Annotated in this window: 15 protein-coding genes and 1 tRNA gene; 10 read left to right on the top strand and 6 right to left on the bottom strand. The window is 39.8% G+C overall.

The window, feature by feature from the left end:
* Positions 1-77: 77 nt before the first annotated feature.
* A tRNA-Ser gene (locus K9M52_RS16855) sits at positions 78-166 on the top strand.
* Between the two features lie 167 nt (positions 167-333).
* On the opposite strand, the gene K9M52_RS16850 is transcribed toward K9M52_RS16855, so the two are convergent.
* Both K9M52_RS16850 and K9M52_RS16845 read right to left on the bottom strand, forming a co-directional pair.
* Positions 334-762 (bottom strand): DoxX family protein, encoded by a 429-nt coding sequence (locus K9M52_RS16850; RefSeq protein ID WP_224069606.1) that lies wholly within the window; start codon positions 760-762, stop codon positions 334-336.
* Entirely contained in the window at positions 752-1,237 is a 486-nt protein-coding gene (locus K9M52_RS16845) for a hypothetical protein (protein ID WP_224069605.1), read from the bottom strand. Before K9M52_RS16845 ends, K9M52_RS16850 begins: the two co-directional genes overlap by 11 nt.
* 467 nt (positions 1,238-1,704) lie before the next feature.
* On the opposite strand from K9M52_RS16845, the gene K9M52_RS16840 reads away from it, so the two are divergent.
* Positions 1,705-2,265 carry a YdeI/OmpD-associated family protein gene (locus K9M52_RS16840; RefSeq protein WP_224069604.1) on the top strand — a complete coding sequence of 187 codons (561 nt, stop codon included), beginning with the start codon at positions 1,705-1,707 and terminating at the stop codon, positions 2,263-2,265.
* Positions 2,266-2,340: 75 nt separating this feature from the next.
* On the opposite strand, the gene K9M52_RS16835 is transcribed toward K9M52_RS16840, so the two are convergent.
* The gene (locus tag K9M52_RS16835) at positions 2,341-3,225 is read right to left on the bottom strand and encodes a helix-turn-helix domain-containing protein (protein WP_224069603.1); all 885 of its coding nucleotides are present in this window, start codon (positions 3,223-3,225) and stop codon (positions 2,341-2,343) included.
* Positions 3,226-3,231: 6 nt separating this feature from the next.
* Between K9M52_RS16835 and K9M52_RS16830 the strand changes: the two genes are divergently transcribed.
* The 7 genes from K9M52_RS16830 (at position 3,232) to K9M52_RS16800 (ending at position 10,020) form a co-directional block, all read left to right on the top strand.
* Positions 3,232-3,372, top strand: a complete 141-nt coding sequence (locus tag K9M52_RS16830) for a hypothetical protein (RefSeq protein ID WP_224069602.1) — start codon at positions 3,232-3,234, stop codon at positions 3,370-3,372.
* A 38-nt stretch (positions 3,373-3,410) separates the two neighbouring features.
* On the top strand, positions 3,411-3,992 hold the full coding sequence (locus K9M52_RS16825) for a TetR/AcrR family transcriptional regulator (RefSeq protein ID WP_224069601.1): 582 nt from the start codon (positions 3,411-3,413) through the stop codon (positions 3,990-3,992).
* 53 nt (positions 3,993-4,045) lie between these two features.
* The gene (locus K9M52_RS16820) at positions 4,046-5,476 is read left to right on the top strand and encodes a TolC family protein (RefSeq protein ID WP_224069600.1); all 1,431 of its coding nucleotides are present in this window, start codon (positions 4,046-4,048) and stop codon (positions 5,474-5,476) included.
* A gap of 45 nt (positions 5,477-5,521) precedes the next feature.
* The gene (locus K9M52_RS16815) at positions 5,522-6,553 is read left to right on the top strand and encodes an HlyD family secretion protein (RefSeq protein ID WP_224069599.1); all 1,032 of its coding nucleotides are present in this window, start codon (positions 5,522-5,524) and stop codon (positions 6,551-6,553) included.
* Positions 6,554-6,556: 3 nt separating this feature from the next.
* Positions 6,557-8,164 (top strand): MFS transporter, encoded by a 1,608-nt coding sequence (locus K9M52_RS16810; RefSeq protein ID WP_224069598.1) that lies wholly within the window; start codon positions 6,557-6,559, stop codon positions 8,162-8,164.
* Between the two features lie 219 nt (positions 8,165-8,383).
* Entirely contained in the window at positions 8,384-8,608 is a 225-nt protein-coding gene (locus K9M52_RS16805) for a hypothetical protein (protein ID WP_224069597.1), read from the top strand.
* A 353-nt stretch (positions 8,609-8,961) separates the two neighbouring features.
* Complete coding sequence (locus K9M52_RS16800) at positions 8,962-10,020, top strand: NAD(P)-dependent alcohol dehydrogenase (RefSeq protein WP_224069596.1); 1,059 nt, start codon at positions 8,962-8,964, stop codon at positions 10,018-10,020.
* Between the two features lie 107 nt (positions 10,021-10,127).
* Here K9M52_RS16800 and K9M52_RS16795 read toward each other — a convergent pair whose 3' ends face one another.
* The 3 genes from K9M52_RS16795 to K9M52_RS16785 all read right to left on the bottom strand — a co-directional run bounded on the left by K9M52_RS16795 (position 10,128) and on the right by K9M52_RS16785 (position 12,054).
* Positions 10,128-10,775 carry a sigma-70 family RNA polymerase sigma factor gene (locus K9M52_RS16795; RefSeq protein WP_224069595.1) on the bottom strand — a complete coding sequence of 216 codons (648 nt, stop codon included), beginning with the start codon at positions 10,773-10,775 and terminating at the stop codon, positions 10,128-10,130.
* Between the two features lie 3 nt (positions 10,776-10,778).
* On the bottom strand, positions 10,779-11,162 hold the full coding sequence (locus K9M52_RS16790; protein WP_224069594.1) for a hypothetical protein: 384 nt from the start codon (positions 11,160-11,162) through the stop codon (positions 10,779-10,781).
* 421 nt (positions 11,163-11,583) lie between these two features.
* Entirely contained in the window at positions 11,584-12,054 is a 471-nt protein-coding gene (locus tag K9M52_RS16785; protein WP_224069593.1) for a hypothetical protein, read from the bottom strand.
* 507 nt (positions 12,055-12,561) lie between these two features.
* Here K9M52_RS16785 and K9M52_RS16780 point away from each other — a divergent pair.
* Positions 12,562-13,536 carry a ribonucleotide-diphosphate reductase subunit beta gene (locus K9M52_RS16780; protein WP_224069592.1) on the top strand — a complete coding sequence of 325 codons (975 nt, stop codon included), beginning with the start codon at positions 12,562-12,564 and terminating at the stop codon, positions 13,534-13,536.
* The last annotated feature ends 43 nt before the right edge of the window (positions 13,537-13,579 follow it).

Below are 13,579 nucleotides of genomic sequence, written 5' to 3'. Positions count from 1 at the left end.
CCGAATAAAATTTGGAAATAAGATCACCACGAATTACTTTTGCCTCCCATTCAACGAATGGAGTTTTCAGCAAAACCGGTGAGGTGGATGAGTGGCTGAAATCAGTAGTTTGCTAAACTGCCGTACGGGTTAAACTGTACCGCGGGTTCGAATCCCGCCCTCACCGCAAGAGTAGGACTCAAGTTGATCTAAAACCGTCTAAATATTAAAATTTAGGCGGTTTTTTAATTTTCCCAATCGTATTTATACCATCCTATCCCATTCCAAAAGGCGCCAATAAGGGATCATGCTGCATTCTTAATCTTCAAGGCTCCGGGTAAGACCAGATAAGCATTATGGTTTGCCACCGAAATACTTTCTATCCAAAGAAAAACGCCCCCCACCGAAATACAGCAAAAATAAAAGCAATAATGTCAATGCAAAATCAGTCCGGTATTCGTGTGCCATGGCCCAAAAACCTTTATGCACCAGAACTGGAATTTTTGTTCTGATGAACGCGACCCCCATAACAACCAGCAAAGGAACGACCGCCAGGCGCGTAAATACGCCCAGCAAGATCAAGATGCCGCAAAAAATCTCAAATATACCCGTGAAGCCGGCCCAAAATTCAGGAGAAACAAAGCCGATCTTCTCAAAGCGGCCTGCCCCCACTATTGCGGGCAAAATAAACTTTTGTACCCCTTCAGAAAGAAAAATTAAACCAACAATCAAACGTGGAATCATTGTTGGAACTGGCGACGTTTGTAAGATTCTATTTTTCATTTTGCATTTTGAAAAGCTGATTCGTAAACGGAGGAGCGGTTGGTATAGTTATTACGTTAAATCCATGGGCCGTTTTTTGATGACAACTATTACAGGTAGCCGTAAGTACTCTATAGTGCTTTACAAATGCTTCCTTGTCCTTATGTAAGATAGCGTTATCCAAATTTTGCAAGGGTTGTTCTATCATATCTATAGAATTCGCTTCAGGCCTGTCAGTACAATATTTTTTAATATCATCCAAACTCTCCCTAATTTCACTCATCTCAAAGTCAGCCAGCTCCCAATTCATATTCTGACCAGCAAACCAGAGTTTATCATGATGGATCTGTATACTACTCATAAATTCACCAAATCCAGGTTTATAACTATTTACCCGTAAGCTGTCTATCTGAGATTGCAAATACGCTGTATTGTCATTTTGCTGATTGCAGGCTGAGAGCCCAACCGCCATCAGCGCCAAGAAAAGACATTTCATATCGCATTAATTTAGCTTAAAGTTAGGACTTCTGCTCCATATTTCCCATTTTGACTTCTTAGAAACACTATTACTGACGCCCAGGCTATATATGCTCAAAACGAACTCATTGTCTACCAAGTATTGGCCATTAGGCTCCCTTATATTTTCCTCTTACAAGTACAAAATCTGCAACTTCAATATATGAGAAAGACTTTCAAAAGGTATGTGTAAAGCCTTCCTACAATTATAAAATTTGCGGATAACGTATAATTTACGAAATTTATCTCCACGCTGAGGAAAAGCTAGAAACTTATAAACTCAAACAAATGAAAATGAATTCATTATGAAAGCACTAAGGCTAATCTCAGGTTATAGACGTGCCGTCAGACAATTCCTTATAAAACAAAGGAATAAAAGCCAGTACTTCAGATTTAACACCGCCAGGCTGTCAGAAAATACAGTCTTAATTCATCAAACTAACTATCATGCAAAATAGCAAAAAATGGACAGAGGAGTTAGAAATATTGGCAATCATTATTTCAAAACACCCCTTAGAGAAAACGATCAAATGGGGGGCAGAGGTTTTCACCTATAACGGGAGAAACGTGGTCAGCTATGGCGGCTTTAAACATCATTTTACATTGTGGTTCTATAATGGCGTCTTCCTTAAGGATAAATACCAGGTATTGATCAACGCACAGGAGGGAAAAACCAAATCATTGCGGCAGTGGCGTTTCACATCAAAAGGCGAAATTAACGAAACGAAAATTTCCGCTTACATAAAGGAAGCCATAGAAATAGAGAAAAAAGGCCTGAAGATTCAACCCGAAAAATTTAAGCCATTGCCCATTCCGGGCCTGCTTCTCAACGAGCTGAAAAAAAACAAAGTGCTGAAGGCCGGATTTGAAATGCTCACCCCGGGCAAGCAAAAGGAATACATTATGTATATCAATGATGCAAAACTGGAACAAACCAAACTGAAACGTCTGGAAAAAATAAAACCGATGATAGAAGAAGGAAAAGGCTTGAACGATAAATATAAATAGAAAGGCCATAATACAGCCTACATCTCACAACTAATTGATAAAATATTCTTCATAAATACGCCAAAATCCTGCAGGCTAGTAGGCTTTCCGAAATCCTAACGGTGTATACCCTGTGTTTACTTTGAAAAATTTACCAAATACAGACTGATCAGAAAACTCTAATTCATTACTCACTTCTGCGACCGTTAATTCCTTTTGTAATAAAAGAACTTTTGCCTCCAAAACAAGTGTCTGAATGATCCATTGACCTGCTGTTTTTCCAGTATGTTTCTTTAAATATTCTGATAAATATTTGGGTGTAACGTGTAACCGTTCCGCAAAGTACTCTACCGCATGCTGCTTTTTAAAATCCTTGGCAAGAATCTGCTTAAAGGACTGTAACAAATTCAGATGAGCCGACTTGGAAAAGGGAGACAGTGCTTCCAATTGATTAAAAATACCATCTAATTCGTGAATCAGGATCAACAAGTGCCCCCTGAGCATCATTGTTTCATGCATATGTTTGCGATATAACAGATGTTCCACTTGTTCAAACTGAGCATGGAACTGTTTATTCTGTTGTGGATTCAATTCGAAAACATGACGTTCATTATTCTCAAAATATCTAAACCTGCTCAAAAAGAAGACATCGGCCAGATTCTGCGTAAAAAAATTCTCAGTAAAAAAAATAACCTTTAGGGTAGGAGCCTTACCGAACGGCTCAAAGCTACGGATAACACTGGGGCCCATGGCCAACACAGTCGGCGCTGTCAATACGGCCCTTTCCAGCCCCGTCTGCAATACCAAACTTCCTTTCTGGAGATAACCCAATCCATAAGTCTCTGTTCTAAAAGGCAACGGATCAAAGAAGATCCTTTCGGATGCTTCAATATAAAAATAGTCCCTCTTGCTGGATATCTGGCCAAAAAAATGCTGAAGGTTTTCCAGTTTATATTGAGGTATATGCTTTCGAGGGTCCATAGAATTATGTTTGAGGAAAGAATCCAGGTCGGTGGCCTTCGGGATCACAGATCGCTCGATGCTAAATTAGGAAAGATTGACGAAACAACAGGCGATATCGTCGATAATAACTACCGGGATAGCTGGAATTTTGCCTTGTGGGAATGAAACTGAAGTTTTGCCAATAGAACATAAATGAACGAACAATGAGTAAGGCCAACGAAACAAAAAGAAAAATACTGCGTTGTGCGGAAAAGCAGTTTTGCGGTTACGGTTATCAGAAGACTACTATCCGCCTCCTGGCAGAAGCGGCTCAAGTTAATGTGGCAGCCATTAATCACTATTATGGCACTAAAGAGCGGTTATATAAATGCATATTTGCCAGGCGACTTTCCCAACTGAACAAGCGATTAAACGCTGTTAAAGCGGATCCTGACATATCGACATTGGCTTATCTAGAATTAATAGCGCATGCCCTGATCAGATTTGAGGCAGGGAAGCAAGACTTCATGAAACTGTTTTTCAGAGAGTTATCCATCTTACCATATTCAGTTTGTAAATTCAGTATACTACGATTTCTCAAGCAGACATTATCCACCATCTCCCATACCGAAACAATCGATAAGCACTGGACAGAATACCGATCAGGAGAGCAGTTTCAATTATACTTTCAACTACTCTATAGTGTACATCCGGCGTTGCGCCATTCAAGCAAGCTGGAACGCTTTCTTTCGATTGAAAGTCATAATAAGTTCCAAGTCATTAGTCAACGTATAAAAGCGGACTGACTTTTTTAACACCACTGAATGTAAAACAAGCGTTCAGGCAAATCATTTATATTATGCATAACCATAAATCAAGTTATCGCGTGCAGAGAAGCATTGCCTTGTTTTTTGGCATTCGTAAACTGCCAGCTTCTCTCAAAATAGTTTTAATTATATTTATTACTGCTATTTTTAATCCATTAAACAACACGTTAAACGCTCAGCAGTATCCGGTTTCTCCAGACACCGCCCAACGAATAAAACTCAAACTGAGAACTGTCATTGAGCGCCTGAAAAATGAAAATCTGAGTATTCAGGCCAGTCGGCAAAGGATATATGCCAGTTCCGCCCTACTGCAAGCCGCGAAGGATAATACCTTACCCCACTTAAATATAAAGGCCAGTTATCAACGGTTTTCCAGGCTTACACTTTATGAGGATGGATTGACAGACGCCCACAGCGTAGATCGCTACCCTGACCAGAACAGCGTCTCTTTGGGAGCAGAGGCTTCATTCAATATTTACAACGGAGGGAAACAAAAATTAAATATTCGTTTCAGCGAGCTACATCGCGATCTGGATATTCTTGGCACACAGCAGTTAACAGGCGATATCACACTTCAGGCAATTTTTCATTATCTAGATATGATTCTGTTAACCCAGCTAGATACCGTACTGCTCGAAGAGGTCAACAGGGCCGGCGTCAGGCTAAAAAATATTCGGGCGTTATACAAAAACCAAGTCGTCACAAAAAGCGATTTGCTAAGGGCTGAAGTGGGGTTATCCTCCAGTAAGCTGTCCCTAAAACAGGCACAAAACGACTTAAAAATCGCCAACCAGCAGTTGAATATATTAATTGGGCTCCCCGATAGCACTATTATTATACCTGTCGAAGAAGATTTCCCGGCTATTATTTCCGATGGTGTGCCCATAACAGCTGATGATCTGTTTTCAGGAACGAATAATGCCTATGGCATTCGCAGATACAATAAAAACATGGAATTGCAGGCAGCCAGAATTCATTTCTCCAAAACTGATTACCTCCCGTCACTGCAATTATACAGTGCATACGGGCTGCAATACCCGAATCAATTATTCACGCCACCGATTGCCAGATGGTATTCCGTGGGTTTTATCGGAATAAGGGCAGGGTATGATATTTCTGCGTTGTTCCACAACAAACACATAGTAAAAGCAGAACAGATAAAACTAATGAGCATAGCGCTTGACAAGGCCAATTTTAAACAGCAACTTTCTGAAAAACTCAAAGCGCTTAACATAAAATATCAGGAATCCAGCGAAAGGATCCAAGTCGCAATACATAGTATACAACAGGCTAATGTCAACCTCAAAATTGTCTCACTTAAATATTTCAATCAACTCGCACTTCTAACAGATTTACTGGAAGCAGATAAGCTATTGGTTACCTCGACTTATGATCTGGTAAAAGCCAAAATGGACCGCAAGCTACTGTATTATAAAATTGGCTACACACTTGGAAAGCTCTAAGGACAATATTCAATATTTGATCCACTTACAATAAAATAATAAGTTATGAAACAAACAAATCATAAAGTTGTGAATTTTTCAATTACTATTGTAACAATAGCAATAATGGTTATCGTGTCGATCTTCCTTTATAGTTTTTTCTCCAAAAGAGTCGCTAGCGAGCAGACAAATGATGCTCAGGTAAGTGCATATATTAACCCTGTATCAGCACGTGCCGGTGGCTATATTCAGTCAATCCGGTTTGAGGAAAATCAGGTTGTAAATAAAGGCGATACGTTATTAATACTTGATGATCGAGAATACAGACTAAAAATCAAGGAAGCAGAAGCTGGTCTTAATAATGCGGAAGCACAGTTAGCGTCGCTCAATGCTGCTATCAAAACAGCAAGGGCAGGAACAGAAGTCAGCAAGGATCATATTGACGCGGCTAAAACACGGCTCTGGCAACAGCAACAGGACATAGACCGGTATAGAAAACTTTTGACCGAAGAAGCAGTTACAGGACAGCAATATGAACAGGTTAAAGCAAAATATGATATAGCCAATAGTGACTACAGTGCCAGCAAAAACGCCCTAGCAACCTCTTTTGCGCAAATCCACGAACTTACCTCTAAATCTGCCATATTGGAAGCGGTCATAAAAGACAAACAGACGCAATTAAAATTCGCTCATTTGAATCTTTCTTACACCGCCATTCTTGCGCCGTACAATGGCAGGGTAGGCAGACGTCAAATCAATGAAGGAATGCAGATAAAACCCGGGCAGCCTTTGGTCAATATCATTCAAGAAGACAATAAATGGATAACAGCCAATTTTAAGGAGACGCAGGTGGCTGGCATGCAAATAGGCCAAGCCGTAAACATCTCCATTGACGGGCTGCCAAACCATCTATTCCATGGCGTCATCGAGTCCATATCCGGAGCTACCGGTTCCAGCTTTTCATTATTGCCTGCTGATAATTCTACGGGGAACTTCGTTAGAATTACCCAGCGTATACCTGTCAAAATACGTTTTACTGACAAGGATCTGCGTAAAGTAAGAGTCGGTATGAATGCCAGCGTCACCATTAAAAAGTAACAAATGAATCATCACAATTCCCCCTATTTCAGAGATTGGCTGCATACAAAAAGCTTTTTCATTATATTGGCATTAGTCGTCATTATGCTCTCAGGGCTGTTCCAATTTGGCATATTTGCATTAAATAAAAATCATGTAATGTCTTATTTCGGTATTGAGCCGGAAGACGTTACTTTCAGCATTCAAATCAGCTACGTTGGCATTTTGGCCTATCTGCCTATTCAGTTTAGACTAATCAGGTATTTTGAGCCGAAGCCATACCTGTTGGTCGTTTTGCTCGTTGCCATTGCTGTTAATTTCATGAGTCTGATCACTACTGATTTTTATATATTTTTAGCTCTGCGATTATTGTCTGGATTTATTGCCTGCTCCATCGTTGGCCGTTCATTAACCATACTATTCGGCCACCTAAAAAAACAATATGCACTGGTTATCGGGTCTACAATCTTTTATGGTTCGGTTTTGGCCAGTGTCGTTATTGTCGGTTTATTTAGTGCGTGGATAGCAGATAATATGCCTTGGCAATGCAGTTACATCTATCTTATATCCTATAATGCTATAACCATACTCGTCATACTCTTAACCCTAAAAGCCAAAGCGGCTTTCAAAAAATATCCGCTCTATCAAATTGACTGGCAAAGTTTTGTATTGTCTATAGCTACATTCTCTGCCTTTGCTTTTCTTTTTATTTATGGTCCAAAATACGATTGGCTGTCGAATGACAAATGTCTTTTTGCCACCATTACTACTGTGGTATGTTTATGCTTATTAGTCGTACGTCAAGGTATGTTAAAAAGACCTTATCTTCATTTGCATGTATTTAAGAGCCGACGTTTTATCCTCGCACTGGCCCTTCTCGGTTTCTACTATGGGATAAAGGACAGTATCAATTTAATTTATGGTTATACCGGAATGGTTCTCCATTGGAATAATCAGGACATTGCGCAGCTGGGCCTGGCCAATGTAAGTGCCATGGTCTTGACTATGGCTTTATCTGCTTATATCTTAACACGGAAGCGTCAATATATGCGGCTGCTTTTTCTGGGTGGGTTTCTTTGCTTATTCATTTTTAATTTTTGGATGTATCTAATCATTGGCCATGATTTATCTTTTCAAGCTCTTATTGGCCCGGTTCTGCTGCAAGGCGCCGCCTCAGGCGGACTTTTTGTCCCCCTGGCAATATTTGCCCTGGAATCCGTTCCTTCCTATACAGGATTTACCGGCATTACTTTAGCTGCTGTGGCAAGATTTATCGGCCTTCTAAATGCTTCAGCCGGCTTTTATGGTTTGCAGCAATTTTATAGCCAATCATATAATACCAATTTTTTAAATCATTTCACGCCTATAGACCACCTTTACAACAGCCAGCTGGCAAAGATATCTTCCATGCTGACCTCAAAAGGGTATTTTGCAGACCAGGCAATGGGATTGTCCCATCTATTCTTACACCGGGATATGTCCATCCAGAGCCTTCTTTTAACGGATAGGGCCATTTTTAAAATACTGGCTTTTACCATTGGTGTACTATTGATGGTCATGCTTGCATGCAGATTAGGCAAATGGCTGACACTTTATGTCAGAAATCAGCCGTCAAGGCCTCTACAGGCGTAACACTAATAAAAGGCGATATCTTGACATGAGCCGCTAAGGCATGTTAATGAAGCTTATGCACAAATAGGAACGCATATTGGAGGGAAGGGAATATTCACAATTAACTGATTGAAAAGAAAATAATTGAGCCCTACAGCAAAGACAATTGAGCTCTTCAGCAAAGTTGATATAAAGCCTTCTTCTTAATTTTGCCAGTGAACATAGCAGAAAACTACAGAAATGGCAACAACAAATATTTTCAAAAGGTTAAAAAATGGAGAGCGGATCAACGGTGATGACCAGGATGGCTATAAACTAAGGGAGACATCCTCTGCTACCAGGAAATTACTTCTCAAAATGAATAACGCAGAGAAACCAACCGAGGTGAGACGTTATTTAAGCCTGATCACAGAAACCAAAATAGATGAAAGTATAGTCATTTTCCCGCCTTTGTATATCAATTAGGGGAAAAACATCCTCTATTGCTAAAAATGTCTTTATCAATATTTTGGCTGACTTTCTTAGATCTGGGTGACACCCCGGTGAGGTAGTTGCTATCCCTGAAAACCTAGAACATTGGCATGGAGCGACTTCAACAGACAAAATGGTGCATATTGCCATTACCAATTATCAGGGAGAAGATCAGGCCACTTGGCTAAAAAAAGTTACCAATCAGCAATACAGATAAGCCCATCAACTATAGGATGAAAACTATAAAGTAATCGAAAAATCAGACAAAGCATTATAGAACAGTTTAGATGATTTTTAAATTCCGTAAATTCACTTTTCAAAAACTAGAATAATTAAATTCAAATAACATGAGCACATTTACTGTAAAAGCATTTGGCACCAGGGCATCCGAAGCAAATTTGGAGCAAATGCAAATCGATAGGAGGGAAGTCACAGCCAAAGACATTGAGATAGACATTTTGTTTTGCGGCGTTTGTCACTCTGATCTACATACGGCACGCAATGAATGGGGCGGCACGATTTACCCAAACGTTCCGGGCCACGAAATAGTAGGTAGGGTAACCAAAATAGGTGAAGGGGTTTCCAAATATAAAATAGGAGATCTGGTAGGCGTCGGTTGTATGGTCGATAGCTGCCGGGAATGTGAGAGCTGTAAAGAAGGGCTAGAGCAATATTGTGAAAAAGGCAACATTCAGACATATAATGGTCATGACAAACACCTAAATCATCAAACTTTCGGAGGCTATTCGGAACGCGTTGTGGTAGATGAAGATTTCGTATTGAAGATTCCTGAGAATCTCGATCTTGCGGCAACTGCTCCCTTATTGTGTGCTGGTATAACGACTTATTCGCCATTAAGGCACTGGAAGGTTGGGCCTGGCAAAAACGTCGGCATCGTCGGTATTGGCGGTTTGGGACATATGGGCGTCAAGATCGCAAAGGCAATGGGTGCACATGTAGTTGTCATAACAACCTCCTCTTCCAAAACAGAAGACGCCAAACGCCTGGGTGCCGATGAGGTCATTCTATCTACAGACGGGCAACAAATGAAAGAAAATGCGGGAAAACTGCATTTTATTCTGGATTGTGTATCTGCTCAGCACGATATCAATGCATATTTGAGTTTATTGAAAAGAGACGGGGCGCTTACTCTTGTCGGTGCGCCAGAACATCCATTGCCAGTAGCCGCTTTTAGCTTACTCGTAAGCCGCAAAAGCCTTTCCGGGTCGGCAATAGGCGGCATTGCGGAGACCCAGGAAATGCTTGATTTTTGCGGCAAGCATAACATCACTTCTGATATAGAGTTAATCCGAATGCAAGATATTAATAAGGCCTATGAGCGGCTTTTAAAAAGCGATGTAAAATACCGCTTCGTTATTGACATGGCCAGTCTGAAAGGAAAATAACACTAATAAAAGCGGGCTGCCATTCAGGTATCCCGCTTTTATTTCCAGCAATAAAGTTCTGATTCACCGTAAATGAGCAAACTATGCGCCCTCGAGCTCAAGGAGGCCTATAATCTATTGACACAATCCATCACCACATCCACAATTTCATCGCAATGAATCAGGTTGAATTCGAAAAGCTCATCTGCGGCATAGACTTTAGAGATCTCTTTTCTAAGCATGGCCTTGGCCCTGTTTAACCTGACTTTTACATTCGACTCGCTGATATTTAGCAGATGTGCAGTTTCTAGCACATTCAATCCGTTAATTTCCCGAAGAGAAAAAACCATTCTGTAATCATAAGGTATTTTCAGAAGGGCTGCTTCTATGATATGCCCTAACTCTCTTTGCTGGATAAATGCATTCGTATCATTATTTGTGTCCTTAAGCATAGAAGCGCTATTATGGTCGAGGTCTAATTCACATTCCTTGATAAAACTTAACTTATTTTTCTTTCGGTAACAATTGTTCAACATAATTCGGATAATCCATGTCTTAAAACTGGAGCGTTGTTCAAATTTTGAAAGATTTTTATAGGCACTGATAAAGGTTTCCTGCATCAGGTCCTTTGTATCTTCCAACCCATAATTGTAGGTTCGCCCTACTTTATACAGCGCTGCGTTAAACCGTCTGACGATGATTTCAAATAACGCCTTCTCTCCCTGTAAGATTCTTTCTATAATTTCCTGATCAGCGTAACTCCGAGTATCTGCCATGATTTATTCCGTAATTTTAGATATCCTAGCCATAGCAAAAGCCGAGATTGCCATAACGAGGTCCCTGACAGCGACGTCAATATAACTTAAACTCGCCAGCAAAGTTAAAGCAATTAATGCTAACCATGCTGCCACAATATAACCTCCAATTTGCGCCTTTTTGAGTACAATGAGACCTGCAATTATTTCAATGATACCGACGATCATCATGAAGGTATGTGCTGAAAACGGGATTATACTGGCAATTGTAGGATTAAGATAATTTTCCCAGTCTGTCAGCAGATTTGTAAACTTATCTGCACCGGCTACAATAGGTACAATGACAAAAGTAAATTTCAAAAGCTTGAAGATCGGCTCTAGTGGCGCTTGTTCATTTTGATTATTCATTAAATTAAATTTTAGTTTATACCCAATTAGAGTCCGCAAAGAGCAAGAAGGTTACAATACAATCTAAACTCCTGGTCTGCAATAGATTGCCGACTGTGAATTCGTTTAAATTATTCCCGTAAAAGAGGATGGAATACAGCATTATGGCAACTTTCCCTGTTGGTTTTTACTGTTTTGACGCACATTTCTGATTTCAAATTCCGACAGAAAGAAAATCAAGGAAAGATATGCTTTACAATCAGATATAATAATGGAAAGAACCTGATCTACTCGATGACTGACGCTTACCGGTTCTTGCGGGACAGTAACATAGGCTCCGGAATACCCAAGAACCTGCAATCCTTAAAATCCAATTGCAGCAAACGCTTTAATTCAATGAAAAAAACGCTAAGCCATAGAAAAAGGCATAGATCAGATAAACTTACTGACGGACATAATTAGCATAAAGCCTAAATTCTGCACTGTCCTTAAAATAGGCAGTACTAATCCTTAAAGTGTCTCGATCAAGTTTAAAGTAAACCGAAGGGCGGTATACCGCGTCCAAGACCAGAGAAGAAGAGTGATACAAAATGCTATCATAACTCTGCATTCTGCCAAAACCGTTAATGGCTTCTCCGTGCCCCACTGTAAAATCACCCCGATCTGCAGAGTCCTGGTGATTAATAACAATAAAATGCATATCTGCCGTGTAAATTAAGGTATCACTGTAAAGATTAGCATGCAGACCGCTACTCATCATTGTAACTTCCAGGCCAGGGATATCACTAAGCGCCCATTTGCCGATAATATTCTTGGCAACTGGATCTACCGGCATAACCGGGTGTTCATTCTTGGAGCAGGCACCCATAATAAAAATGGCCGCAGCGAACAAAAGTAAAATTTTTCTCATCATCAAAAGTTTTGAATTGAACGGAATTCAAATTATAAACGCTACACATATGTCAATAGAAATGCAATTTTCGAATAAAGATGTGTAATATCGCACTTATGTTTTAGATTAGATATTGATCATAAAAACAGAGCAAATAAATGTATATATATACAACTTAACAGATATAAAAAAAATAATACTTATTAACCTATGTACAAAAAGAGAATGGAGTTAAAAGAATCATGTATAAAGATAATTTTTGAGCGCTGATTTCTGTCCGGAAACTATGGATCTGATCTTAATAGTAAAGTTTGCTTCATATATAAAACCATCTGATTCATATGGTATATAATAACCCAAGTTTATTATGCACACCTGTTGATTTCTTTAATTAGAAAATTTGCTGTGAATCATGAACTTTGACTTTGTTCTGAAAAATCAGTTCAATCCCTTAGTCATCTGTTATTTTGTTTTGCATCATAATCTGAATGATACAGGAAGCTTATTCACACTTAAATTCTTAATAATATGGGACTTTTTGATAAAAGAGTAGCGTATAAGCCTTTTGAGTATCCGGAAATACTTAAATTCACGCAGGCGATCAATACTTCATTTTGGGTACACTCTGAAGTAGATTTTACGGCAGATACCCAGGATTTTCATTCAAACCTGAATGAAGCGGAAAAGCATGCAATCAGAAACAGTCTGCTTTCTATCGCACAAATTGAAGTAGCAGTAAAATCGTTCTGGGGCAATCTTTATCATCATTTCCCAAAACCAGAGATCAACGGTCTGGGGTCCACTTTTGCAGAATGTGAATTCAGGCACTCAGAGGCCTATTCCAGGTTGCTGGAAGTTTTAGGATACACCAATCATTTTGAGAACCTGCTTCGCGTACCGGTGATGCGGGAACGTATTGCCTATCTGTCTGAAGCCTTGGAGACAGCCAGTTCTGATAACAAAAAGGAATACGCCACCTCTTTGATTATGTTCAGTATCCTGATCGAAAATGTCAGCCTGTTCAGTCAGTTTGCAGTCATCCTGGCCTTTACCCGCTTTAAAGGATTGATGAAAAACGTAAGTAACATTATTGCCTGGACTTCGGTAGATGAACAGGTCCATGCCAATGCCGGTATTTACCTGGTTAATCAGCTTAGAGAAGAATATCCGGACATTTTCACAGATGCAACAATAGAGCATGTCAGTAATCTGGTCAGGAAATCTATTGAAACCGAAGAAAGAATCCTGGACTGGATCTTTAGTGAAGGAGAGATAGAGATCATCAACAAGCATGACCTTGCTAACTTCATGAAGAAAAGAGCGGATGAAAGCCTGGTTAAAATCGGCATCCCCGCTATTTTTAATGTCACTGCTGAAGAAATTGCCCCAATGGTCTGGTTTGAAGAAGAAGTGTTCTCCAACACGCTGGATGACTTTTTTGCAAAACGCCCCGTAGATTATACAAAACATGACAAGAGCATATCAGCAAATGATCTGTTCTAATTAAACCGAAGAATTCACAACATATTTGTGTACACATAAAATC

Source organism: Arachidicoccus terrestris (assembly GCF_020042345.1).
In the GTDB taxonomy this organism is placed as follows: domain Bacteria; phylum Bacteroidota; class Bacteroidia; order Chitinophagales; family Chitinophagaceae; genus Arachidicoccus; species Arachidicoccus terrestris.
This window is presented reverse-complemented; position numbering and strand designations above follow the sequence as displayed.

What these genes read in the sequence shown, in the direction of transcription:
- K9M52_RS16850 (WP_224069606.1), bottom strand. Translation starts at nt 762, where the DNA reads ATGAAAAATAGAATCTTACAAACGTCGCCAGTTCCAACAATGATTCCA.
- K9M52_RS16845 (WP_224069605.1), bottom strand. Translation starts at nt 1,237, where the DNA reads ATGAAATGTCTTTTCTTGGCGCTGATGGCGGTTGGGCTCTCAGCCTGC.
- K9M52_RS16840 (WP_224069604.1), top strand. Translation starts at nt 1,705, where the DNA reads ATGCAAAATAGCAAAAAATGGACAGAGGAGTTAGAAATATTGGCAATC.
- K9M52_RS16835 (WP_224069603.1), bottom strand. Translation starts at nt 3,225, where the DNA reads ATGGACCCTCGAAAGCATATACCTCAATATAAACTGGAAAACCTTCAG.
- K9M52_RS16830 (WP_224069602.1), top strand. Translation starts at nt 3,232, where the DNA reads ATGTTTGAGGAAAGAATCCAGGTCGGTGGCCTTCGGGATCACAGATCG.
- K9M52_RS16825 (WP_224069601.1), top strand. Translation starts at nt 3,411, where the DNA reads ATGAGTAAGGCCAACGAAACAAAAAGAAAAATACTGCGTTGTGCGGAA.
- K9M52_RS16820 (WP_224069600.1), top strand. Translation starts at nt 4,046, where the DNA reads ATGCATAACCATAAATCAAGTTATCGCGTGCAGAGAAGCATTGCCTTG.
- K9M52_RS16815 (WP_224069599.1), top strand. Translation starts at nt 5,522, where the DNA reads ATGAAACAAACAAATCATAAAGTTGTGAATTTTTCAATTACTATTGTA.
- K9M52_RS16810 (WP_224069598.1), top strand. Translation starts at nt 6,557, where the DNA reads ATGAATCATCACAATTCCCCCTATTTCAGAGATTGGCTGCATACAAAA.
- K9M52_RS16805 (WP_224069597.1), top strand. Translation starts at nt 8,384, where the DNA reads ATGGCAACAACAAATATTTTCAAAAGGTTAAAAAATGGAGAGCGGATC.
- K9M52_RS16800 (WP_224069596.1), top strand. Translation starts at nt 8,962, where the DNA reads ATGAGCACATTTACTGTAAAAGCATTTGGCACCAGGGCATCCGAAGCA.
- K9M52_RS16795 (WP_224069595.1), bottom strand. Translation starts at nt 10,775, where the DNA reads ATGGCAGATACTCGGAGTTACGCTGATCAGGAAATTATAGAAAGAATC.
- K9M52_RS16790 (WP_224069594.1), bottom strand. Translation starts at nt 11,162, where the DNA reads ATGAATAATCAAAATGAACAAGCGCCACTAGAGCCGATCTTCAAGCTT.
- K9M52_RS16785 (WP_224069593.1), bottom strand. Translation starts at nt 12,054, where the DNA reads ATGATGAGAAAAATTTTACTTTTGTTCGCTGCGGCCATTTTTATTATG.
- K9M52_RS16780 (WP_224069592.1), top strand. Translation starts at nt 12,562, where the DNA reads ATGGGACTTTTTGATAAAAGAGTAGCGTATAAGCCTTTTGAGTATCCG.